This window comes from Halorubrum aquaticum, from assembly GCF_900113615.1.
Taxonomy (GTDB): domain Archaea; phylum Halobacteriota; class Halobacteria; order Halobacteriales; family Haloferacaceae; genus Halorubrum; species Halorubrum aquaticum.
This window is the reverse complement of the sequence record NZ_FOPZ01000010.1, coordinates 1-21,914: the sequence shown is the minus strand read 5'-3', so window position 1 is coordinate 21,914 and position 21,914 is coordinate 1. Positions and strand designations below refer to the sequence as shown.

At 70.0% G+C, this 21,914-nt stretch carries 27 protein-coding genes and 1 pseudogene; 20 read left to right on the top strand and 8 right to left on the bottom strand.

The annotated features are described in order from the left end of the window. Nucleotides 1-43: 43 nt before the first annotated feature. From F3H10_RS09635 to F3H10_RS09585, 13 genes and pseudogenes are all read left to right on the top strand, one after another. Nucleotides 44-655 (top strand): hypothetical protein, encoded by a 612-nt coding sequence (locus tag F3H10_RS09635; RefSeq protein WP_149784562.1) that lies wholly within the window; start codon nt 44-46, stop codon nt 653-655. A 55-nt stretch (nt 656-710) separates the two neighbouring features. Further along, a complete protein-coding gene (locus F3H10_RS16090; protein ID WP_188127915.1) occupies nt 711-854 on the top strand; it encodes an HVO_2523 family zinc finger protein in 144 nt (47 codons plus the stop codon). 177 nt (nt 855-1,031) lie between these two features. Then, a complete protein-coding gene (locus F3H10_RS09630) occupies nt 1,032-1,997 on the top strand; it encodes a phytoene/squalene synthase family protein (protein WP_149784561.1) in 966 nt (321 codons plus the stop codon). Nucleotides 1,998-2,001: 4 nt separating this feature from the next. Further along, nucleotides 2,002-2,211, top strand: coding sequence for a hypothetical protein (locus tag F3H10_RS09625; RefSeq protein ID WP_149784560.1), 210 nt, complete (start codon nt 2,002-2,004; stop codon nt 2,209-2,211). An 85-nt stretch (nt 2,212-2,296) separates the two neighbouring features. Continuing rightward, nucleotides 2,297-3,574: a histidinol dehydrogenase gene (gene hisD / locus F3H10_RS09620; protein WP_149784559.1), complete on the top strand. Its 1,278-nt coding sequence runs from the start codon at nt 2,297-2,299 to the stop codon at nt 3,572-3,574. Between the two features lie 296 nt (nt 3,575-3,870). Further along, a pseudogene (locus F3H10_RS16575) lies at nt 3,871-3,927 on the top strand (hypothetical protein); the annotation flags it as partial. Next, entirely contained in the window at nt 3,928-4,092 is a 165-nt protein-coding gene (locus F3H10_RS16570) for a hypothetical protein (protein WP_394349709.1), read from the top strand. A 52-nt stretch (nt 4,093-4,144) separates the two neighbouring features. Further along, complete coding sequence (locus F3H10_RS09610) at nt 4,145-5,317, top strand: mechanosensitive ion channel family protein (RefSeq protein ID WP_149784558.1); 1,173 nt, start codon at nt 4,145-4,147, stop codon at nt 5,315-5,317. Between the two features lie 230 nt (nt 5,318-5,547). Then, the gene (locus F3H10_RS09605; RefSeq protein WP_149784557.1) at nt 5,548-6,564 is read left to right on the top strand and encodes a phosphate signaling complex PhoU family protein; all 1,017 of its coding nucleotides are present in this window, start codon (nt 5,548-5,550) and stop codon (nt 6,562-6,564) included. Nucleotides 6,565-6,740: 176 nt separating this feature from the next. Further along, a complete protein-coding gene (locus tag F3H10_RS09600; RefSeq protein ID WP_142986178.1) occupies nt 6,741-7,109 on the top strand; it encodes a HesB/IscA family protein in 369 nt (122 codons plus the stop codon). Nucleotides 7,110-7,181: 72 nt separating this feature from the next. Further along, nucleotides 7,182-7,427 carry a DUF5816 domain-containing protein gene (locus F3H10_RS09595; RefSeq protein ID WP_149784556.1) on the top strand — a complete coding sequence of 82 codons (246 nt, stop codon included), beginning with the start codon at nt 7,182-7,184 and terminating at the stop codon, nt 7,425-7,427. A 97-nt stretch (nt 7,428-7,524) separates the two neighbouring features. Then, complete coding sequence (locus F3H10_RS09590; RefSeq protein ID WP_149784555.1) at nt 7,525-7,863, top strand: DUF7116 family protein; 339 nt, start codon at nt 7,525-7,527, stop codon at nt 7,861-7,863. A gap of 142 nt (nt 7,864-8,005) precedes the next feature. Continuing rightward, nucleotides 8,006-8,206 carry a dodecin gene (locus tag F3H10_RS09585; RefSeq protein ID WP_149784554.1) on the top strand — a complete coding sequence of 67 codons (201 nt, stop codon included), beginning with the start codon at nt 8,006-8,008 and terminating at the stop codon, nt 8,204-8,206. A gap of 27 nt (nt 8,207-8,233) precedes the next feature. Here the strand turns inward: F3H10_RS09585 and F3H10_RS09580 are convergent, their stop codons facing one another. After that, on the bottom strand, nt 8,234-8,716 hold the full coding sequence (locus F3H10_RS09580; RefSeq protein ID WP_149784553.1) for an RNA-binding protein: 483 nt from the start codon (nt 8,714-8,716) through the stop codon (nt 8,234-8,236). A 172-nt stretch (nt 8,717-8,888) separates the two neighbouring features. Here F3H10_RS09580 and F3H10_RS09575 point away from each other — a divergent pair, with 172 nt between their 5' ends. The 3 genes from F3H10_RS09575 to F3H10_RS09565 all read left to right on the top strand — a co-directional run bounded on the left by F3H10_RS09575 (nt 8,889) and on the right by F3H10_RS09565 (nt 10,354). Next, complete coding sequence (locus F3H10_RS09575) at nt 8,889-9,467, top strand: 2Fe-2S iron-sulfur cluster-binding protein (RefSeq protein ID WP_149784552.1); 579 nt, start codon at nt 8,889-8,891, stop codon at nt 9,465-9,467. Between the two features lie 84 nt (nt 9,468-9,551). Continuing rightward, nucleotides 9,552-9,911 (top strand): hypothetical protein, encoded by a 360-nt coding sequence (locus F3H10_RS09570; protein WP_149784551.1) that lies wholly within the window; start codon nt 9,552-9,554, stop codon nt 9,909-9,911. Between the two features lie 116 nt (nt 9,912-10,027). After that, on the top strand, nt 10,028-10,354 hold the full coding sequence (locus F3H10_RS09565; protein ID WP_149784550.1) for a NifU family protein: 327 nt from the start codon (nt 10,028-10,030) through the stop codon (nt 10,352-10,354). A gap of 43 nt (nt 10,355-10,397) precedes the next feature. Here F3H10_RS09565 and F3H10_RS09560 read toward each other — a convergent pair whose 3' ends face one another. Then, nucleotides 10,398-11,897, bottom strand: coding sequence for a DUF402 domain-containing protein (locus F3H10_RS09560; RefSeq protein ID WP_223174291.1), 1,500 nt, complete (start codon nt 11,895-11,897; stop codon nt 10,398-10,400). Between the two features lie 193 nt (nt 11,898-12,090). Between F3H10_RS09560 and F3H10_RS09555 the strand changes: the two genes are divergently transcribed. Continuing rightward, on the top strand, nt 12,091-13,128 hold the full coding sequence (locus tag F3H10_RS09555) for a PrsW family intramembrane metalloprotease (RefSeq protein WP_149784548.1): 1,038 nt from the start codon (nt 12,091-12,093) through the stop codon (nt 13,126-13,128). A 27-nt stretch (nt 13,129-13,155) separates the two neighbouring features. On the opposite strand, the gene F3H10_RS09550 is transcribed toward F3H10_RS09555, so the two are convergent. The 4 genes from F3H10_RS09550 to F3H10_RS09535 form a co-directional block, all read right to left on the bottom strand. Further along, a complete protein-coding gene (locus F3H10_RS09550; RefSeq protein WP_149784547.1) occupies nt 13,156-14,136 on the bottom strand; it encodes an ROK family protein in 981 nt (326 codons plus the stop codon). 111 nt (nt 14,137-14,247) lie between these two features. Beyond that, nucleotides 14,248-14,730 (bottom strand): universal stress protein, encoded by a 483-nt coding sequence (locus F3H10_RS09545; protein WP_149784546.1) that lies wholly within the window; start codon nt 14,728-14,730, stop codon nt 14,248-14,250. 261 nt (nt 14,731-14,991) lie between these two features. Then, complete coding sequence (locus F3H10_RS09540) at nt 14,992-15,375, bottom strand: DUF5611 family protein (RefSeq protein WP_149784545.1); 384 nt, start codon at nt 15,373-15,375, stop codon at nt 14,992-14,994. Between the two features lie 114 nt (nt 15,376-15,489). Next, on the bottom strand, nt 15,490-16,740 hold the full coding sequence (locus F3H10_RS09535; RefSeq protein ID WP_149784544.1) for a DUF7093 family protein: 1,251 nt from the start codon (nt 16,738-16,740) through the stop codon (nt 15,490-15,492). A 168-nt stretch (nt 16,741-16,908) separates the two neighbouring features. Between F3H10_RS09535 and F3H10_RS09530 the strand changes: the two genes are divergently transcribed. After that, nucleotides 16,909-17,223: a 2Fe-2S iron-sulfur cluster-binding protein gene (locus tag F3H10_RS09530; RefSeq protein ID WP_149784543.1), complete on the top strand. Its 315-nt coding sequence runs from the start codon at nt 16,909-16,911 to the stop codon at nt 17,221-17,223. A 144-nt stretch (nt 17,224-17,367) separates the two neighbouring features. Here F3H10_RS09530 and F3H10_RS09525 read toward each other — a convergent pair whose 3' ends face one another. Next, nucleotides 17,368-17,562, bottom strand: coding sequence for a cold-shock protein (locus F3H10_RS09525; protein WP_023499165.1), 195 nt, complete (start codon nt 17,560-17,562; stop codon nt 17,368-17,370). A 251-nt stretch (nt 17,563-17,813) separates the two neighbouring features. Here F3H10_RS09525 and F3H10_RS09520 point away from each other — a divergent pair, with 251 nt between their 5' ends. Then, on the top strand, nt 17,814-18,356 hold the full coding sequence (locus tag F3H10_RS09520) for a hypothetical protein (RefSeq protein WP_149784542.1): 543 nt from the start codon (nt 17,814-17,816) through the stop codon (nt 18,354-18,356). Between the two features lie 15 nt (nt 18,357-18,371). Here F3H10_RS09520 and F3H10_RS09515 read toward each other — a convergent pair whose 3' ends face one another. Further along, nucleotides 18,372-19,838 (bottom strand): amidohydrolase, encoded by a 1,467-nt coding sequence (locus F3H10_RS09515; RefSeq protein WP_149784541.1) that lies wholly within the window; start codon nt 19,836-19,838, stop codon nt 18,372-18,374. A 181-nt stretch (nt 19,839-20,019) separates the two neighbouring features. On the opposite strand from F3H10_RS09515, the gene F3H10_RS09505 reads away from it, so the two are divergent. After that, nucleotides 20,020-21,669 (top strand): HTTM domain-containing protein, encoded by a 1,650-nt coding sequence (locus F3H10_RS09505; protein WP_188127914.1) that lies wholly within the window; start codon nt 20,020-20,022, stop codon nt 21,667-21,669. Nucleotides 21,670-21,914 lie beyond the last annotated feature (245 nt).

The following is a 21,914-nucleotide window of genomic DNA, read 5'->3' as shown; positions in this document are numbered from 1 at the left end:
ATCGGCGTGTAACCCTTTTGAGCCCCGGCGCGGACGGTCGCGTATGGAACTCTCTCGACGCGGCGTGCTCGGCGGGCTCGGGGCCGCGTGTGCGGTCGGGGCCGTCGGCTTCGCGGGGGCGGCCTCGGTCGGCGGTGGGGGCAGTGACGGAACCGGAGACGGCGCGACCGCGGCCGGCGAGGGCGGCGACGACGACCCGGAAAGCGGCGGGTCCGCCGAGGGCTCGAACGAGCGGGAGGCGACCTCGGTCGCGGTCGATCCGGACGCGCCGTTCGAGGGCCGCCTCCTCCGCGAGGACGGGTCGGGTGACGGCGGGTCGGGCGACGACGGACCCGGAGACCTCCTCTTCGACGCCGCGGATCTCGACTACGTCCAGGGGGTCACCGAGGACGAGGGCGAGCACCTCGTCGGGATGTCGCTTTCCGCGGAGGGGGAGGCGTCGTTCCGCGAACGGCTCGAGGCGTCCGGCGCGGTCGACGAGCCGGGGCCGTTCGCGGTGTCGATGACGCTCGACGGCGAGGAGGTCCGCCGCGTCGACCTCGACGAGCCGACCGTGACGGCGCTGACCGACGAGGAGTGGGGCGGCGTGTTGACGCTGCCGTTCGAGTCGGCGGGAACCGCGGAGTCGGTGTACGGGTCGCTGGCGGCGGAGTGACCTCCGACGAGGGGGAGCACGCCCGTTTATCACTACGGGATCCGTGGGTGGACCCGTGAGCGAACCGAGCGACCGGTCCGACGCCGACCACGGCGGGCGACCCTGTCCCCGTTGCGGCGAGGCGATGGTCCATCGACACTGTAAGTACGTCTGTCCCGTTCACGGGGTCGTCTACGACTGTAGCGACACGTTCTACTGACCGGCGTCGGGGGCCCGTCCGAACGGGACGATTCCGGGTGACCGGTCGGGAACGTATCACACGGGTCGGAGACGAAAATATCCGGGGCGTGGGAACTGTTATGGTTCTGCGGGCCGACCCGTTGTACATGATGGGCGACCCGCTCTCGACCCTCCTCGCGGCGTCTCAGGGGTCAACATGGTAGAGAAACGCCAGGTTGCCCGGGGCAAGCGGATCCAGCGGCGCACCGGGAAGACGTTCCACGTCGCCACCCGTTTGCTGCCCGAGGAGATCCGTCATCCCACCTACGTGTTGTACGGGTTCTTCCGCGTCGCCGACGAGATCGTCGACGCCGAGGAGACGGCCCCGCCCGCCGAGCAGCGCGCCGAACTCGAGCGGCTCCGCCGGGCGGCGCTCGGCGAGGAGCCGACCGACGACCCGGTGCTCGACGCGTTCTCGTCGGTGCGGGCCGAACGCGGCATCGCCGAGGAGGACGTGAACGCCTTCATCGACGCGATGGAGAGCGACATCGACGCCGACCGGTACGAAACGTACGCCGACCTGGAGGCGTACATGGACGGCTCCGCGTCCGCGGTCGGCCGGATGATGACCGCGATCATGGACCTCGATCCGGCGGCCGAGGAGACGGCGCTACCGCACGCCACGAGGCTCGGCGAGGCGTTCCAGATGACGAACTTCCTGCGGGACGTCCGCGAGGACGCCGTCGAGCGCGACCGGATCTACCTCCCGCTCGAGACGCTCCGGCGACACGGCGTGAGCGAGGAGCGGATCCTCGATCTGGAGTTCGACGACGACGTGGGCGCGGCGATCCGCGAGGAACTCGTCCGGACCGAGCGGCTCTACGAGGAGGGCGTCGCCGGGATCAAGTACCTCCCGGAGGACTGCCAGCTCGCGGTGTTGCTGGCGGCGGTGTTGTACGCCGACCACCATCGGCTCATCCGCGATCTGGGGTACGACACCGTCTCGACGACGCCGGAGCTCTCGCTCACGCGGAAGCTCTCGCTCCTCGTCCGGACCCGCTGGAAGTGGCAGTGGAACCCCGACCCGGAGGCGATATTCTACGAGATGAGCCACGGGTTCGATCGCGACCGCGGTCGCCACGGCCACGGCCGACACGACCACACCGCCCTCCGGACCGACTGAACCGATGGACCGGGCACGGTTCGTTCGGCTCGCGCTGCTCGCGTTCGGACTCGGGATCGCGGCCTTCGTCGTCCGCGGGACGACCCGGCTGCTCGCGCCCTACGAGGTGGCCGTCGCGCTCTCCGCGCCGCTGCTCTTCGCCGCCGCCGCGCTCCTCGCCGGCCTCGTGGTGGTGGCGACGCTGGACGTGACGGGGATCCGGCCGGTGGAGTGAGGACGCGACGACGACCCGCCAGCGCCCCTCCAGTTCTCCCGTCGCGAGCCGGAACGCCCTTTTCCCGCCGTCCCGGAGTGAGCCCATGAACGTACGAGCAGTCGCCGACCTCTCGCCCGCGGAGCGGCACGCTCTCTTCGAGCGCGACGCGGGAATCGAGGCGGTCCGCGGGGACGTCGAGGGGATCGTCGACCGGGTGCGCACCGAGGGCGACGTGGCCGTCCGCGAGTTCGCCGAGGAGTTCGACGGGGTGGCGGTCGGCAACCTCGACATCACCGACGAGGCCGCCCGCGCGCACGCCGAACTCGAGGACGCCGCCGACCCGGTCCTCGGGGCGGTCCGCGAGGCCGCCGACAACGTCCGGGCGTTCCACGAGCGCCAGCGGCCCGAGGACTGGCGGGAGTCGTTCGAGGGGCGCGAGCTGGGCCGCCGGTTCCGGCCGATCGACCGGGCGGGCGTGTACGTCCCCGGGGGCGCGGCCGCGTATCCCTCCAGCGCGCTGATGGGCGTGATCCCGGCGGTCGTGGCGGGCGTCGACCACGTCTCCGTCGCGACCCCGCCCGCGGACGACCCGAACCCCGTCACGCTCGCGGCGATCCACGAGGCGGGCGCGGACGCGGTGTACCAGGTCGGCGGCGCGCAGGCGATCGCGGCGCTCGCGTACGGGACGGAGACGGTGACGACCGTCGAGAAGGTGGTCGGTCCCGGCAACAAGTGGGTGACCGCGGCGAAAGCCGAGGTACAGGGCGACGTCGAGATCGACTTCCTCGCCGGCCCGAGCGAGGTGCTGGTGCTCGCGGACGACACGGCCGACCCGGAGTACGTCGCCGCCGAACTGCTCGCACAGGCCGAACACGACCCGAACGCCTCCGTCGTCGCCGTCACCGACGACGCCGACCTCGCGGACGCGGTCGCTCGGGCGGTCGAGGCGAGCGTCGACGAGCGCGAGCGCGCGGAGACGGTCCGGGCCGCCCTCGAGAACGACGCCTCCGGCGTCCTCCACGCGCGGTCGATGTCGGAGGCGGTGCTGTTCGCCGAGGAGTACGCCGCCGAGCACCTCTCGATCATGGCCGACGACGAGGAGGCGCTGCTCGACCGGATCTCGAACGCCGGCTCCGTCTTCCTCGGCGGGTACTCGCCGGTGGCCGCGGGCGACTACGCGGCCGGGCCGAACCACGTGTTGCCGACGAACGGCGGCGCGAAGCGGTACGGCGGGCTCTCGGTGGACACGTTCCTGCGCTCCTCGACCGTCCAGCGGCTCGACCGCGAGGCGCTCTCGGGGATCGCCGACGTCGTGACCACGCTCGCAGAGGCGGAGGGGCTGGAGGCACACGCCGAGAGCGTCCGGAAACGGTTCGAGTAGCGGGGACGGGAGGGTCGAAGACGGGAGAGGAGAGCCCGGCCGCCGCGGCGGCTCCGTCTATATAGCCGTCCGAACGGCACGGATCCCCCTCCTAGGGATCCGGCCGCCTACGAGGACGTCAGGAACGTTCGAACCCCGGACGTACGGGTCATAGCAGCCTTCATGGGCCGAACGGCGGCAGGTCCGGCCGTAATGGTGGAAGACACCGACGGACGGAGCGGACCGAGTTCGAGTACGTCCGCGGTCGCGACCTCGGGGCGAACGGCTTCGAGCGCCGGAAACCGGACCCGCATTACCTGAAGGAGGCGCTCGACGCCTCCGGCGGGCTCTACGTCGGCGACCGCGCGACCGACGTGATCGCCGCCGAGCGGGCCGGCCTCGAGAGCGTCTTCCTCCGGCGCGAGCACAACGCCTCGCTGGAGCTCGGCGTCGAGCCGACCGTCGAGATCGGGGGCCTCCACGACCTCGTCGACGTTCTCGCATCCGTCGAGACGACCGACGACGGACGGACCCGATAGCGGACGCGCCACGGGCAGAAACGGTTATCTCCCGAAGCGACCTCTCGGAGGCATGACACCGTTGCTGACCGGGGCGTTCGAGGGGCTCACGGCGATCGAGGCGACGGTCGCGGTCCTCCTGCTCTCCGTCGTTGCCGCCGTGGGCATGGAGTTCGTCGTCCTCCGCGTCGCCCGCCGGTACGTCGCGACCACGGACGGCGAGTACGACGACATCGTCATCTCCTCGCTGCGCGCGCCGCTCGTCGTCACCGCCGCGCTCGCCGGCGTGTACGTCCTCACGCAGATCCCGGCGGTGCGGTCGTCGGTGGTCGTGGATCCGGGGCTGCTCGACGACGCCTTCGGACGGCCCGCGTTGTCGGTCATCGTCCTCGTCTGGGCGGTCGCCGCCAACGCGGTCGTGAACCGGCTCGTCGCCGCCGTCAACGCCGAGGGGAGCCGGTTCGACTTCGCGCCCGTCTTCTCGAACGTCTGGACGCTCGCGGTGCTCGTCGGGAGCGTCGGGTCGCTGTTGTGGCTGTGGGGCATCGAGATCACGCCGTTGCTCGGCGCGGCCGGGGTCGCAGGCATCGCCGTCGGCTTCGCCGCGAAGGACACCGTCGCGAACTTCTTCGGCGGGATCGCGCTGTACTTCGACGACACCTACAAGATCGGCGACTACATCGTCCTCGACGACGGCACCGCGGGGACCGTGATCAAGGTCGGCGTGCGCTCGACGACGCTCCTCACGCGCGACGAGGTGCTGGTGACCGTCCCCAACGCCGCGCTCAACGCGGCGAAGGTGACGAACGAGTCCGCGCCGCAGCGCCGCCGTCGCGTCCGGGTCCCGATCGGCGTCGCCTACGGCACCGACGTCGACGCGTTCGAGGCGCTCGCGATCGACGTCGCCCTCGCGGAGCCGCTGGTCCTCGACTCGCCGCGTCCCCGGGCGCGGCTCCGCTCGTTCGGCGACTCCGCGCTCCAGTACGAGCTGCTCTGTTGGGTCAACGGTCCGACGCGACGCCGACGCGCCCAACACGAGCTCAACCGCGCGCTGTACAAGGCGCTCGCCGCGGCGGACATCGAGATCCCGTACCCCAAACGCGACGTGACGGTCGCCGGCGGGCGTGGCCCCGACGCGTCCGACCCCGCGCCCACGGACCGATCGGCTCCCGCCGGTGAGCGTCCGACGCCTCCGGCGGCCGGCGGGTCGATGGCCGGCGAACCCGACGCCGAGGACGTGGCGTGAAGCGAGTCTCGACACCCATCGCCGATCCGGACCGAACCGCGTCTATATATCGCTATTGTCGGCTCCGGTCGGACATGTGCTCACGGGAGCGCTCAATCGAGGCACGGAGCGACACGTAACCCACATAGCAGGGTACATGATCGTCGGTTCGGTACCTCACGACATGGTACCCGTACCCGATCGGAGCCGAGGCGAGGACGGAGCGACGGACGCCCGCGGACCGCGTCGAGATGAATAACGGGACGGATCCGTACGAACGGAAGGTCCAGCTCACCGGGGGGACGACCTACACGGTCTCGCTCCCGAAGGGCTGGGCGAACGAGCGCTCGCTCGACACCGGCGACACCCTCCATCTGTATCCGAAGGGGGGACGCCTGCTCCTCGCTCGACCGGAGGCGGAGGGAGGTCGGCGGACGGTGTCGGTCTCGGCGACGCGATACGACCCGGCCGGGATCGAGCGACTCGTCGCTGCCGCGTACGTCGCCGGGGCCGACGTCGTCCGCGTCGGCGGCTCCCCGAACCGTGCCGAGCGGGCGGCCGTCCGCGACGCGGTCGCCGGGCTCGTCGGGATCGAGATCGCGGAGGAGACGGCGGAGGCGGTGGTCGCGCGGACGATGCTCGACGTCGCGGACCTGCCGCCCGCCCGGACGCTCGAGCGGATGGCGGACCGGACCCTGACGATGCACGAGGAGGCCGTCGCGGCCGTCCTCGCGGGTGACGGCGAGACCGGGCGACGCGTGCGCGGGCAGGACGACGACGTCGACCGACTGTTCGGCCTGCTCTCCCGGGAGTTCCAGCGCTCGCTCGTGGAGGTTCCTGCCGACGCCGAGGGCGGGCTCATCCCGTTCGACCACTACGCCGTCGCCAGACAGTTGGAGCGGGTGGCCGATCACGCCGAGAAGATCGCCGAGGCCGCCGACGCGATCGAGGAACCACCGTCGGACCGGGTCGTGGCGGACCTCGATCGCCTCGCGACCGACGCCCGGACGGTCGTCGAGCGAGCCTTCTCGGAGGCGATCGGGGAGTGCGACCCGCGAACGCTCGGAGCGGTCGTGGCCGACGCCGACGACCTCATCGAGGAGACGCGGCGGGTCGACCGCGAGCTCTACGAGCGGGAGCTCGCGGACGGGTACGTGCTCGCGACGGTGCTCGACAGCATCACGCGCACGGTCGAATACGGGGTCAACGTCGCCGAGGTGGGGCTCCGTGCGGCCCTCCGGGACGAGTCGAGCACGCGCACCGAGTGAACCGTCGGCCGGTCGCGGCGAGCACGAGGGGTTCCCGCTCCGAACCGTGACACCTTCCTCGACCCGAACCAGGACACCTCCCCGAACCGAACCGGGACGTCTTCCCGACTCGAGCCAGTAGCGTGCCACTCTTTCACACCGTCAGGGTTTTCATCCTGCGACGGGTATCCTCCCCCATGAGTACCGAATCGGTTCAGGGAGGCGGTAACGACCCGGCCATAGAGGTGACGCCGGAGGCCGCCGAGGAGGCGCTCTCGCTTCTGGAGGGTGAGGAGCTCGACACCGACGAGGCGGGGCTCCGACTGTTCGTTCAGCAGGGCGGCTGTGCGGGGCTCTCCTACGGGATGCGCTTCGACACCGAGCCGGAGCCGGACGACCTCGTGGTCGAGCACCACGGGCTGCGGGTGTTCGTCGACCCCGCCAGCCGGAACTACATCGGCGGGAGCAAACTCGACTACGAGAGCGGCCTCCAGGCCGCCGGCTTCCACGTGGAGAACCCGAACGTCGTCTCCGAGTGCGGCTGCGGGGAGTCCTTCCGGACGTAGCTCGCTCCCGACTCAACCCGATCTTCGACCCGGGTCTCGCTTCTTAAGTCGCTCGACCGAGTAGCGGTCGGCATGGAACTCGACGCGTCGACGACCGCGGACGGCGAGCGGGTGTACATCGACCGAACGCGCGCCGAACGCGGGGCCGAGGGACCCTTCTATCTCGTCTACGCGGACGCGGACGCCGCCGACCGGTGGGGGTTCGCGTGCGGGAACTGCGGGTCGCTCGACACGGCGATGGACACGATGGGACGGATCCAGTGTACCGACTGCGGCAACCTCCGCAAGCCCGACGAGTGGGACGCCGCCCACGAGTGATCCGCGGCGGAGCGGCGCGTACGGGGCGAACGGGCCGTTACTCGATCCCGACACCCGTGAGAAAGTTTATCACGGATCCCGATCAACTGTCGGATCGATGGCCACTGCGAGCATCCCACCGACGACGGAGGCCAGAGACGTCTTTCGTGAGCTCGGATACAGCGTCTCCGAGGGCGGACGCGAGTTCGTCGCGGAGCGAAAGTGGCGACGCGTCCTCGTCACGGCGCTGTGTATGGAGGACGACGATCTGGACCCGTATCTCACGGACGGTGGGGAGACGCCGCGACTCCGTTGTTTCGTCACCTGGCGGACGAACGCCGACGACCTCCAGGAGCGTCTCACGTCGCTGAAGCCGCCCTACGACTGGGCGGTGATCGGCGTCGACCCCGGCGGCGACGACTTCTCCGTGATGGAGGGTGCGCCCGGAAGTCCGTAAGCGGGACCCTTCATCGACCCGACTCCCGGAGCCCTCCGCCGTCGAGCCGTCGGTCCGGCCGTGAGGCCGGGGCGTCGGACCCGACTCGGCGTGGGGACCGCGGGCGGTTTTATAATCACGTGTGATCAATCATCACGGGTACATGGTGTTCAAGAAGATCACGCTGATCGGAACGAGCGAGGAGAGCTTCGACGCGGCCGCCGACGAGGCGATCGACCGAGCCGAGGACACCCTCGAGAACGTCTACTGGGCGGAGGTAACGGAGTTCGGCGTGGAGATCAAGAACGCGCCGGAACGGGAGTATCAGGCCGAAGTCGAGGTCGCCTTCGAGCTCGAGGACTGAGGCGACGGTCCCCTTTTCGGACGGTTTCTACGCCGAGAACTCGTACAGCTCGTCGCCGACGTGGTGGATCGAGGAGACGACCTTCCCGCCCTCGCCAAGCATCTCGTCGCCGTCGACGAGCGCGCGGCCGACCGCGAGCACCTTCCCGTGGGTCTCCTCCGCGATCACGACGAGGTCGCCCTCCCGGATCGCCGTGTCCGCCTCGACGATCCCCGGCCGCATCACGTCCGCGCCGTCGGAGACGAACGAGATCGCGCCCGCGTCGACGGTGACGACGCCGGTCTCGGGCTCGTAGTCGTTCGCGCCCCGCACGGTGAGGAACGGCTCGTCGTCGTCGACGTAGAAGACCGCCGGGTCGCCGTCGACGAGCACCAACTCGTAGTTCGCGTCGACGAACTCGACGAACTCGAACGTCTCGCCGTCGATGTCGACGCCGAGGTGGTCGGCGACCGCCTCGCGGATCGCCGTGATGTCGTCGCTCCGGAGGTGGTGGCGGGATTTCACCTGCATGCCCGTCCGATCGGGCGGGCGGGCGATAAAGGACCCGCTCCGCGCCGAGCCACGATGGAGCCGACGTACGCCGCCGCTCGACGACGGATCCGCGGGACGCGGCCGTGGGGTGGATTCCCGGAGCGTTGGCCCGATCAAAACGGTATTAAACCACCTCTCCATAGTCGTCGGTATGCTTAACCCACTGCCGATCGCGCTCGCAGCGATCGCGACGCTGACGGTCGTTCTCGTCAGTACGGTGAAGGGAACGGGGTGGGAGCCCACCGAGGACGTCTCCGATGAGATAATCGAACGACGCGCCAACTCCCTCCCGGAGACCGGCTTCCCCGAGCCCGGCAACCGCGCGATCGGCGGCGGCGGTGGCGGCGGCGCGATCCCCGCCGGCGGCGAGGGCGGCGAGGGCGAACTCGAGGAGGGCGGCTCGGCGAGTGCCGGCCCCGGCGACATCCCCGAGGACGAGGTGGAGTACTTCGAGGTCGAGTTCGCGAAACAGGGCGAGACCGTCGAGCTCGCGAACGACGAGCCGATCCTCGAGCAGGGCGAAGACCAGGGCTGGGACCTCCCGTACGCCTGCCGGCAGGGCCAGTGCGTCTCGTGTGCGGGACAGATCACCGATGGCCCCTCCGAGGACTTCGTCGAACACGACAACCAGCAGATGCTCGACGAGAACGAGCTCGACGACGGCTACACGCTCACCTGCGTCGCGTACCCCCGCGACTCCTTCACCATCGAGACCGGCGAGGCCCCCTGACCCGGTCCACCGACGGCTCCCGATCCGGTCCCGACTCCGATCCGCTCACGACACCCTTTTTCCCGTCTCCGCCGTACGAACGCCATGTCACTGGCAGCCGCCGCGGGCGGGCTCCTCCTCGTGCTCGCGGCCGCGCTCGTCCATCGAGACGCGACGCGGGTCGGCGTCGAGTTCGGATCGCCCGCGCTGTGGACCGGCCTCGTGCTCCTCGCCGGGGGAACGGGAGCGGTCACGGCGCTTCTCGTCCCCGACGCCCCGATCCCGGGCGTCCTCGTGGTGGTCGCTCTGGGACCGCTCTTGTATCTCCTCGAGCGCGACGACTCGCTTCACGGCGACGACGACGCGGACCCGACGCGGCTTCCGAGCGCGACGAGAGGCGTCTCGAACTCGTCCGACGAGGAGGCGACGCGGGAGGAGACCGACGACGACGAACGAACCCGGTGAGCCCGGTCGAATCCCCCCGGGAGTCTCCACTCATCGACGGTGACGTAGTTCGTTTCGACGACGCGAACGGGTCTCAAACCGCAACCTTCCAAAGGTTCGGGCCCGAAGGGGAGGTAATGAGCGACGAGAGCCTCGCGGAGCGGATCGAGACGTGGATGGTCGGCCAGATGCCGATCATCCAGATGCACGGCGGGACGAGCGTCGTGCGCGAGGCCGACCCGGAGACCGGCGAGGTCGTCGTCGAGCTCGGCGGCGGCTGTGCGGGCTGTGGCGTCTCGAACGTCACCGCCGAGAACATCCGACGAGACCTCATCACCGACTTCGAGGAAGTGACCGACGTCACGGTCCGCGTCCCCTCCTCCGGGGACCAGGGTGCCTCGACCGTCGAGGGCGGCCGCGGCGGGGAGCTCCGCCACGAGACGGACGCCTCGAACCACTTCTAAGCTCGGTCCCGTCCGCACCGCGCCATCGTCGATCCGCCTCCCGCTACAGCGCGTTCTCCAGCGCCGAGGCCACGCTTCGGGCCTTCTCGGCGAGCACCTCGGGCGTGTCGCCGGCCACGACGGACGCGTCGAGGACCTCGTCGTCGACGCGCTCGACCGTCCCGTCGGCGTGCTTGATCACGTCGACGTGGAGGTCGACGTAGCGGGCGGCGTCCGGGAACACCTCGACGGGGGTACAGACGTTGACGTAGGTCCCCTTCACCGATCCCTCCGAACCGCGGTAGGTGGTGGGGTACCACCACCGGCCCTCCTTGAGGCTCGTCACGGCAACGTCGCCGGCCTCCCGGCGGGTGCCGAGCCCGTCGTAGCTGCCGCCGGGCGTCATCTCCCGCTCGACGGTGAGCGAGCCGTCGTCGTCGACCGCGGTCACGTCTCCCTCGCCGAGGGTGATCAGCCGGCCGTCGGGCTTGCCGTGTTCGAGCCGGAGCCGGTCGCCCTCGCTCGGGCCGAAGGAGTCGCGCACGGCGGCGAACGGGAAGTCGGCATCGGGGTCCGGATCACAGAGCGCCTCCGCGAAGTCGACGCCCGCGGACGCCGACTCGGATCCGGCTTTGACCCGGTGATGGCCCGGCATCGTCGCGGTCACCTCCCGGCGAACCGCGTCGAGCGCGAAACGGGATTCACGGCCGAACCAGACCCACACGCCGGCGTTCGGGCGGGCGAGCGGTTCGGACCGCATCGTCGACGGATCCGCGAGGAGGCCGATACCGGCGCCCTCGGGGTCCTCGCCGACGTCGGCTCCGACCGCCTCCGCGAGCCGCTCGGCGTCCGCGACGGCGCGTTCCAGTCCCGCCCCGAGCGTGTCCATGTCGGCGTCGAGCGCGGCGGGACCCCAGACCGCGCGCCACCCGTCCGGCGGTTCGACTCCGAGGAGGTCGGTCATCCCCGCCAGCTCGCGGGCCGCCTCGTCGTCCCGAACGTCGACGCGGGTCTCCGACCCGGGTTCCACGGTGACGAGGCCGTTTCCGACCCGGAGTTCCGTGTCCAGTTCCGGTCGCCGTGACGTCCAGGGAGCGGCTGACGCCGTCACCTGCGCTCGCACCCGGTCGCCCGTCTCGATCCGGGCGTCGACGTTCCCGTACTGGAGGTATCCCTCGACGGGACCCTTCGCCGTGGCCTCGCCGTCCGCGGAGTCGGCGTCATCGGACACGACCGCGAGGTCGAGGATCGCGCCGCCGCCGAGCGTCTCGGTGACCTCGCCGTCGAGGACGGCCCCGACCGGCGTCGGATCGGTCCACGCGAGGGTGTCGATCCCGACGTCGACGAGCAGGTCTCGAAGCGTCGCGACCGCGTCCGGGTCGCCGACGACGCCGACGCCCTGCCGATCGTCGGTCGTGGAGACGGTCGCGTCCGGCGGGGAGGCGGGAAACGCCGCGTCGAAGCGTCTGCGGATCGGCGGCGAGGCGTCAACGACGGCGTGGTCGGCCTCGAGCAGGAGTCGCGTCAGCGCGGTGGTGTAGATCCCGCGGACCCGCGCGTTCACGCCGTCACACCTCGATTCGATCGCGTCTCGCCTCCGTTCCACCGTCCTCCATCGGCGTCCATACCGGGGGATTTCGGCCCCGATCGCTTGAACCTCCGGTGTTCCTCGGACGATCCCCTCGCCGAACGAGGGATCTCGAAACGGGAGGGCTCGGCGGCGACCGCTTAAGTCGGATCGGGCCGAACCCGCTCGCATGGACTCACGGTCGGACCCCGTCGAACGGGACGACGACGGCGATCGCGACCTCTACGACGTCGCCACGTGGGAAGAGCGCACCTCTCTGGACGGGCTCGCGGTCGCGCTGTACTGGCTTCTCACCCGTTCGGCGAAGGCGCTCGTCGTCCTCCTCGCCGGGGTGATCCTCCTCAGCATCTTCGCGTCGTTCGGCGTGGGGTTGCTCTTCAATCCCGCCGTCGCCGCGCTGGTGGCGCTGTCGGCGGTCCCCGCGTTCGGGCTCGCGGCGTACGTGTACGTCTCCGACGTCACGACCGGCGAACCGCTCTCGCTTCTGGTCGCGACGTTCCTGTTGTCGGTGTTGACCGCGACGTTCGCGGCGGTCCTCAACGGCGTCGCCCGCCCGCTCTTCGAACCGCTTGGCTTCCTCGGGCTCGTCCTCTTCTTCTTCGTCGTCGTCGGACCGATAGAGGAGACGGTGAAGCTGCTCGCGGTGCGGCTGTACGCGTACACCGACGCGCGGTTCGACGCCGTGATCGACGGCGCGGTGTACGGCGCGATCGCCGGACTCGGGTTCGCCGTCATCGAGAACCTGCTGTACATCGCGCGGACCGTCGACATCGCGGAGCTCTCGCTCGGCCTCGCGGCGCTCGGAGCCGGAGACGGCATCGCCGCGCTGCGCGCGCTCGCCGGTCCCGGTCACGTCGTCTACTCGGCGTTCGCGGGATACTACCTCGGGCTCGCGAAGTTCAACCCCGAGAACCGCGGGCCGATCGTGATCAAGGGGCTCGTGATCGCGGCGACGATCCACGCGCTGTACAACACGCTCGTGGGGCCGGTGACGGCGGTCGCCTCGGGACTGTTCGGCCTCCCGCAGGTCCTCGCGCTGTTCGGGTTCGTCGTCGTCTTCCAGGGTGCGTTCGGCTACGTTCTCCTCCGGAAGATCTGGCGGTACCGGGACGCGTACCTCGCGACGCGCGGGACGAGAACGAGCGGCGCGACGGGCGACGGTCGCGGCCCGGAGGCGACACCTGAACGGGACGAGTTCGAGGAGTAGTCGTGGAGGGATCTGGAGGTAGCCCGCCTACGGCGGCGACTCGACGCGCGAGCGGTCGCCGGTTCCGCCGGTGAGCGCGCTCGCGAGCGCGCCCTTGACGACGACGTCGTCGCCGAGCTCGGTGAGCCGGATCTCCGGGACGTTGATGAACACCATGTCCGCGAGCTTCTCGCGGACCGGATCGAGGACGCGTTCGGGGTTGTTGAGCGCGACCGCGCCGCCGACGCTGACGACGAGGGGCGCGTACGCGTGGATCACGTTCGCGACTCCCATCGCGTTCCAGTGGGCGAGCTGGTCTATCACGTGGTCCGCGAAGGTGTCCTCGCCGGCGGCCTCGAAGACGTCGATCGCGGAGAAGTCGGGGTCCTCGATCGGGAGGGCGGTCTCGATGGGGTCCTCCTCGTGGAGCTCGCGGGCGTACTTCGGGATGTTGTTGCCCGAGCAGTACCCCTCCCAGTGGCCGTCGAGCCCGCATCCGCAGGTCATGAATCCGTGCGGATCGACGGTCATGTGGCCGACTTCGCCGGCGTTTCCGTCCCATCCCGAGAGGACGTTGCCGTCGACGGCGACGCCCGCGCCGATCCCCGAGGAGACGGTGAGATACACCATGTCGTCGGGGTTGCGCTCGGAGTGGAACCGCTCGCCGATCACGCCCGCGTTGGTGTCGTTGTGGAGGTGGACCTCCTCGGTGTCGAGCAGCCGCGAGACCGGGCCGACGAGGGGGATCCGCTCGACGGTGTCCGGGAGGTTCGCCGGGTTCAACACGACCCCCGCCGCGAGGTCGAGCGGACCGATCGAGCCGATCCCGGCGGCGACGACCTCGCCCGGATCGACGCTCGCCTCCGCACACGCGTTTCGGACGACGCTCAACACCGCCTCGGTGACGGCGATGCCGGTCGGTCCACGGGGGGTCCCGCGCGCGTCGGAGCCGAGCACGGTCGCCGTCTCGTCGCCGACGACCGCGCGGACGTTCGTCGCGCCGAGGTCGACGCCCACGTAGTAAGCCATCGCCGGAAAGAGGTCCCCGTTACCACTTAATCGGGACGGTTCCGTCGGGTGTCGCGATCGCTCGCGACCCTCGGAGGACGTCGGGTCGAGAGGTCGCTATCGAGGCGGGTCTCAGGGCGCGACGCGACGTTTCGATTCGACCGGTTCCTCGCGGACGAACGTCACGGGACACGGCGCGGAGAGGATCACTTCCTGTGCGACGCTGCCGAAGACCGCCTTGCCGGTCGGCGAGCGGTGTCGACCGCCGACGACGACGCGGTCGGCGTCGGTCTCCTCGGCCAGCGCGACGATCTCGTCGGCGTGATCGCCGACCGCGCCACGGACCGTGTGGTTCACGTTCGCCTCCGAGAGCGCCTTCGAGATGGCTCGGGTGGTCGTGTGACGCTTCGCCACCGCGTTCGGGGTCGATTCCTCGCTCGCCGCGTCGACGCCGAGGTCCGACCGGACCCCGTCGAACTCGTCGTCGTCGAACACGTGTGCGAGGACGACCGTGGCTCCGGTGGGCTCCGCGACGCTTATCGCCTCGGCAGCGAGCCGTTCGGTCCGCTTCTCGTCCTCGGTTCCGACCGCCAGTAGGATCGTTTCGATGCTCATACCTCACCTTGGCGGTCCGAGAGGTTAAACGCACCGATTTTTAACTCATTATTGAATTAATATTCATTACAGGGAAAAGACGGGCAGTCGTGGCCGCGAAGGTGACGACCGCGGCGGGACGAGAGACGGTCGAATCGACGGGGCGACCGCTCACGACGTGGAAGGATCCGTGGTCACGGACGAAAGCGCGTCACGAGCTCGCGGCGTTGCGCCGCTGGGCGTCCGGAAGTCGTCGGCGAGAACGGGACCGAAGACGGGGCTTCAGTAGTCGGGCGCGTCGTCCTCGACCTCGCGTTTCAGCGAGTCACGCCGGGACTTGGCGTCGCGGCCGGTGGCCTCGAGCAGGAAGGAGTTCTTCGCGTCGACCGCGCTGGCCGCGGCGTCGGCGTTCCCCTCGGCGATGACCTCCTCGGCCGGGCGCTCCTCGAAGTGGACCGCGAGCTTGTCCTTCTTGCCGCTGTACTCGGCCGCACCGGCGACGATCCGCTCGAAGACGGGGTTGTCGGGGTCCTCGACCACGTACAGCTCGTGGCCGTCGTACTCCTCGGTGCCGGTGACCGAACCGAAGTACTCCTCGATGGAGCCTTTGAGGTCCGGCATGCGCTCGTCGAGATGCTCACCGCGGCGCATCTTGTACTGCTTCATGCTGCGACCGTTCGACAGGGTCGCGTAAACCAGTTTCGTCACGGGGAACCGGCGTCAAACGGCTCGAAACGGCGGAGAAAGGCGACGAGAAAACGAGACGTGCCGGCTCGACGACTATCGTGGCCGCTCCGCGACGTAGCCGCGTTTACACTCGGGGCAGATGTCGCCCGCGCGCATCGAACTCCCGGTGGACTCGACGGTCATCCCGCACTCGGGGCAGTAGTACTCCGTCGGAGTCGTTCCCGACTCCATGGTCTCGAACTCGGGCTCCTCCTCGCGGGTGATCCCGGATCCGGGGTCGTCCCGCTGCTCGCCGGCGTCGTCGACGGCCGCCTCTCCGGCCACGGAGTCCGTCGACGTCCGATCGACGGGCTCGACGTACTCCGCGTTCGCGGACTCCGCCGTCGGCTCGGCAGTTTCGGGCGTGAGGCCGCCGAACTCGACGCCGCTGCCGCTTTCGTCGCCGATCTCGGCGTCGAACCCCTCGTCGTCCCCCTGCTGTTCGGGCCAGGGAGACGCCTCGAACGTCGTGTCGTCGTCCTCCTCCTCGACCTCCGGCCATTCGCCGCGGTCCCGATCGGCCGCCGAGTCCGCGTCGTCCTCGTCGAGGATCACGCCGTCGTCGGCGTCGGCGTTCGCCGCGTCGCCGCCGGTCTCGACTCCGTCGGCGGTGGAGGCACCGTCGCGACCGGCTGCGGAGGCGTCCGCACCCGGTTCCTCGGACGCGTCGACCGCGTCCGCTCGAGCGCTCGAGTCCGAGGGCGTCCCAGTACCGTCGGCCGGGCCGTCGGCCGAGCCGTCGACCACGCCGTCGTCCGGTCCCTCGTCGATCAGCTCCGCCCCTTCGTCGTCCGCCGCGACCGCGCCGTCTCCACCGTCGGAAACGTCGGCGTCGTCGTCGGCCGAGCGGTCGCCGGTCGCGTCGTCGCCGGGCCCGTCGTCGAGTATCTCCGCGTCGTCGCCGTCGGGGTCCGCGACGGCCACGTCGGCGTTCGCGACGTCGCCACCGGCGGACGCGGCGGCGTCGCCGTCGGCAGTCGCCTCGCCGTAGTCGATGTCGGGGCTCCGGTCCGCACCGCCGGCGTCGGACGACCGTGTCGGAGGCGTCCCGCGATCGTCGGCCGTCGCCACCTCCCCCGTCGATCCGGCCGCTCCGCTCGGGGACGCGTCGGCGGTCGTCGCCTGGTCCGTGAGCTGTTCCATCGTCGTGACCTCGGTGTTCTCGCTTACGACCTGCGTCTCGCCGCAGCGAGCGCAGGTCTTCACCTCCCTGACGGTCGTGACGACTTCCTCGCCGTCCTCCTCGCGCTCGCGTTCTATTTCGGGCTCCGAGAAGTCGTGCCCGAGCAGACACCTGATTCCCATTACACCACCCTGCGGTGCCGAGGGTAAAAAACGCCCCGTCGGCGTCCGACGCCCGGCACACGCGGATCTCCGTTTCGGACACGCGCCGTCCCCGCCTCGAGACGACCGCGATCGGGTCCGCGACACACCAGCACCTTTGGGGCCTCGACACGTACGGTATCACGCACCATGCCGACCGTGTACTATCAGGGCGAGGAGATCGAGTGTGAGGAAGGCGCCGTGTTGCGCGACGTGTTGAGAGAGGCCGACCTCCCGGTACACAACGGGGCCACCCGGACGCTCAACTGTCACGGGCTGGGCCAGTGCGGCTCCTGTGCGGTCCAGGTCGACGGCGAGGTCAGCGAGATGGGGCGAAAGGAGCGGACCCGGCTCTGGCTTCCGCCCCATCACCCCAGCCACGACGTGCGGCTCGCGTGTCAGACCCGCGTCGAGGGGGACGTCGAGGTGACGAAGGGCCGCGGGCTCTGGGGACAACACGTCTAGGAAGGACGGTCTCGTCCGTCGCCGTCGCTACCCGGTCGATAACAGCCCGCGACGGACGTGAGTCCGCACCGCGGGAAAGAAACTCGTTTTCGCGTGTCGGAGCCGTGTTCGGCGTCAGCCGGACGACCCGCCTCGGTATCCGGTTTACTGCCGAACGACGTTAGTCGCGCGGGGACCCTTGGGGGAGGACTCGATGTCGAACTCGAGCTCCTGTCCCTCTTCGAGGTCCGGACCGCCAACGTCTTCCATGTGGAAGAACACGTCGTCGTCCTCGTCCTCAGTCGAAATGAAACCGTAGCCGCCAGTGTCGTTGAAGAAATCAACCTTTCCTGTCGCCATTGCGTATGAACACACGGCGGGGGACGGAATAAGGCTTGCGAGTGTACAGTTAACACGACCGTCACTCGACGATCGTGTTCGATACTCGTCCGAAAGTCCGTGATCGATGACCGTTCGAGCGGTTTCGACGGATCGAACCGACCGACCCGTCGGTTCCAGTCGTAGCTGTCCGTCGGACGCCGTCGGTCGGCGGGAGCGAGAAGTCGGAGCCGACTCGGGCGTGAGCGACGCGGGACCCGGCACCGACGTTTATGTTCGAGCACGACCGATCCGTCGGCGTGTTCCGCACCCTCCGGGAGAACGGGCCGGCCCTGCTCGTGCCGGCCGCCTGGGCCGTCGTCGCTGGCGTGGTCGTCGGAACGGTCTCCGAGCGCGCGCTGTTCGTCGCCCACGTCGTCATGGCCTTCCTGCTCGTGGCGTTCCTCGCCGGCTCGTGGGACGACATGCGGTCGGGCGTCCTCCGGGCCTGGAAGCTCGTGATCCTCGCGGGGACGCCCGCGACGCTCGCGGGCGTCGCCGGATTCCTGGCGCGCGATGGCGGCCTCGACGTTCCCGCGGAGCCGCTGTTGGCCGCCGCGCTGTACGGGTGGATCCTGCTCCCGGCGATCGGTCTCGCGTACACCGGCCGGCACGTCGGGACGGCCGCCCGCGCGTACGACCTCGGCGCGGCCTGCTGTCTCGTCGGGGCGGTCGGCGTCGTGCTCGCGGGGACGCCCGCCGGGACCGCCGTGGCGCTCGTCGTCGTCGGAACCGGGCAGACGGTCGGGATCGTCGCCGCGACGGTCGTCGAGTGAGCCGACGCGGAAGCCTCAGTCGTCGTCGGCGGTTCCGGCGGTCGCCTCCGGTTCGGCGTCCGCGGTCGGCTCGAAGTCGGGGCGATCGACGCCGAGCAGTTCGTAGGGGTCGGCGTCCTCGGGCATCGCCGGCTCGTACCCCTCCTTGCCGCCGCGATCCTCGAACTCGGCGACCACCTCGGCGAGGAGGTCGCGGTCGGTGAGCAGTCGGAGGAGCGTTCCGCCGATCGCCTTCGAGGCGTACAACATCCCCTCGGTTCCGGTGGAACCGCTGGCGGCCACCGCCTGCCAGGAGTGTAACGGCGTGCCGGCGGGCCACGTCGCCGTCGTCATCCGCCCCAGCGGGACGATCTGGCTCACGTCGCCGGAGTCGGTGGAGTACGACCCCGTCGTTCCCGCGTCGAGCGCGTCGATCGGCTCGGTGAAGTAGGCGTTCTCCGCGGCTCGGTCGCGGTGCTCCTCGGGCAACACGGCGATCTGGTCGGACGTGTCGCGGAGCGCGTCGCTGAGCTCGTCGGCGAGCGGGTCGTCGACCGAGAACGAGCCGAGTTCGTCCATCGTCTCGCGGACGGCGTCGCCGAGCGTCTCGTTCGGTCGGACGCCGTAGACCCCGCTGGTCTTCGTGACCTCGACGTCGACGTCGGCCATCAGCGCCGCGCCCTCGGCGGCCCTGCTGAACCACGCGGAGACCTCCTCGACGAGGTCGCGGCTCGGCGCGCGAACGAGGTACTCGCCCGTTGCCTCCGGCGGGACGACGTTGGCGGCGTCGCCGCCCTCGGTGATCACGTAGTGGAGTCGAACCGGGTCGGGGACGTGCTCGCGCATGTACTCGACCGCGGTGTTGAGGAGCTGGAGCCCGTCGAGGGCGCTCCGGCCCGCCTCGGGCGAGGCGGCGGCGTGGGAGGACTCGCCGTGAACGGTCACCTCGTAGCTATCGACCGCCAGACACGACCCCTTCGTGGGCGCGTTGTACCATCCCGGATGCCAGGAGACCATCGCGTCGATGTCGTCGAACGCGCCCCCGCGAGCCATGTACACCTTCCCGGAACCGGCCTCCTCGGCGGGCGTGCCGACGTAGACGACCGACCCCTCGACGCCCCCGTCGATCGCGTCGGCGACCGCGAGCGCGGCCCCGAGCGACCCGACCCCGAAGAGGTTGTGGCCGCAGCCGTGCCCGTTTCCGCCCTCCTCTATCGGCTTCTTCGTCGCGCTCGCCTCCTGTGAGAGCCCGGGCAGCGCGTCGAACTCCCCCATCGTGCCGACGACCGGGTCCCCGTCGCCGTATCGCGCGACGAAGCCGGTCTCGACGTCGCCGACGCCGACCTCGACGTCGAAGCCGCGCTCGGCGAGGACGCCGATCAGTCGGTCCGCCGCGTACGTCTCCTCGAAGGCCGTCTGCGGGTGCTCCCAGACGTCGCGTGCGAGGTCCGTGAGGTCGTCCCGCCGGGCCTCGACCGCCTCGTCGACCGTCTCGAGTTCCATGGTAACGGATGGCGAAGACTCCTCAAAAAGGGTTCGGACGCGGCGAGCCGGGCGGATCGGCGGACGGATCGGGAGCGCCGAGGCTCCCGTCCCAACAAATATACATACCGTCTGCGCCACACTCCAGCCAGTCGGACGGACCTCCGTCGAGCGTCTCGACGGGTCCTCCAATCCTCATCGAATGCCGTCACGAGACTCCACACCCGGCGACGATGCCGCCGATGACCGCAACGACGAGCCCGAAGAACCCGGCGTCGGCGACGACTCCGTCGGCCCCGACGGCGACGAGGATTCCGTCGCCGCCGGAAACGGGACCACACGAGCGTGGGAACGCCTGTCGCCGGTTCGCGACCGGGTTCGTAAGCGGTTCGAGGTCGACACCCGGTCGCTCGCGGCCGTCCGGATCGCGCTCGGGCTTGTGATCCTGATCGATCTGCTCCACCGGTCGCAGGACCTCGCGCTGTTCTACACCGACGCGGGCGTCTACCCGGTGGCGGCCTACGAGGCGACCTACGGGCAGTACACCGGGGTGTCGCTCCACGCGCTCTCGGGCGACCTCTGGTTCCAGCAGCTGCTGTTCGTCGTCGCGGGGGCCTTCGCCGTCGCGTTCCTCCTCGGCTACCGCACGCGGCTGGTCGGGTTCGTCTCGCTGTTGCTCCTGTTCTCGCTTCAGGCGCGGAACCCGGCCGTCCTCAACGGCGGCGACCGGCTGTTCCGCGTCCTGCTGGCCGTCGCGCTCGTGACGCCGCTCGGCGAGCGCTGGTCGATCGACGCGCTCCGGCGCGGGTCCGCGAGGAGGTGCGTCGCGAGCTTCGGGACCGCGGCGCTGCTCGTCCAGCCGGTCGTGGTGTTCACGGCGAACGCGATCCTGAAACACGGAGGCGAGGAGTGGTACGCCGGGGACGCCCTCGAGATCGCCTTACACAACGACGTGATGACGACCGCCCTCGGCAAGTTCGTCGTCGACTTTCCGGCGCTCCTGACGGTGCTCAACTACGGCTGGGTGACGCTGCTTTCGGGCTCCGCGCTGTTCCTTCTGGGAACCGTCGGCCGCGCCCGGATGCTCGCCGCGTTCACGTACTCGAGCGCGTTCGTCGGCATGCTGTTGACGATGGCGGTCGGACTGTTCCCGCTTCTGTTGATGACGGCCATGCTCCCGTTCCTCCCGGGGCTCTTCTGGGACGAGCTCGGCCGTCGGGTGCCGTCGTCGTGGCGCGACCGAGTCCCGAACGCGGCCGCGCTCGGACCGCTCGGTCGATCGCCCGTGGAACGTCGAGTCCTCGACCCAGACCGTGAGGGGTGGTACGGGGAGGCCTCCGACTACGCGATCGCGTACGCCAAGTCGCTGATGACCGTGCTGGGCTTCTGCGTGCTGGTGTGGATCCTCGTGTTCAGCGTGAGCAGCGTCAGCGGCCACGACGTGCCCGACGAGATCGACTACGAGCATCTCGACCAGCAGAAGTGGGGGCTGTACGCCCCCGACCCGACGGAGTCGTACAGCTGGTACCCGTCGCGAGCGTACTTCGAGAACGGATCGATGTCGGACGCGTTCGGCGGCGGGGAGTTGACGTTCGACCGGCCGCCGGACCCCGCGGCGGAGTACCCGAACTTCCGACATCGGAAGTTCATGTCGGCGGTCAACAGCGCGGGACCGAACGGTATCATCGCGGAGAGCTACGCCGACTGGGTGTGTGAGCGGGCTCAGGAGGTCCACGACGCGCCGGTCGATCGGGTGACCGTCTACCGTGTGTATCAGGCGAGCCCGATCGACGGCGAGTACGAGGACCCGGGCCGACAGATAGTGATCGAACGCAACTGTTCGGCGGCCTGAGGACCGGAGGATCGAATCCCGGATCGGACCCATCGCGGCGGGTCGGTCGGGATCATCCGACGACGATCGTTCAGTCTTCGCTTCGCTCGCGGATGCTCACTACAGGTGAGAGAGGTATCAATCCGGGGCGGTGGCGCGCCTCCGAGCGCCCGAACGGGCGCGAGGAGCCCGCGAGGGACGCCGCGAACGCTTGAAAAGCGTGAGCGGCGAGGCTGGGGAGGTGTGAGGTGCGGGGCTGTGCGGGG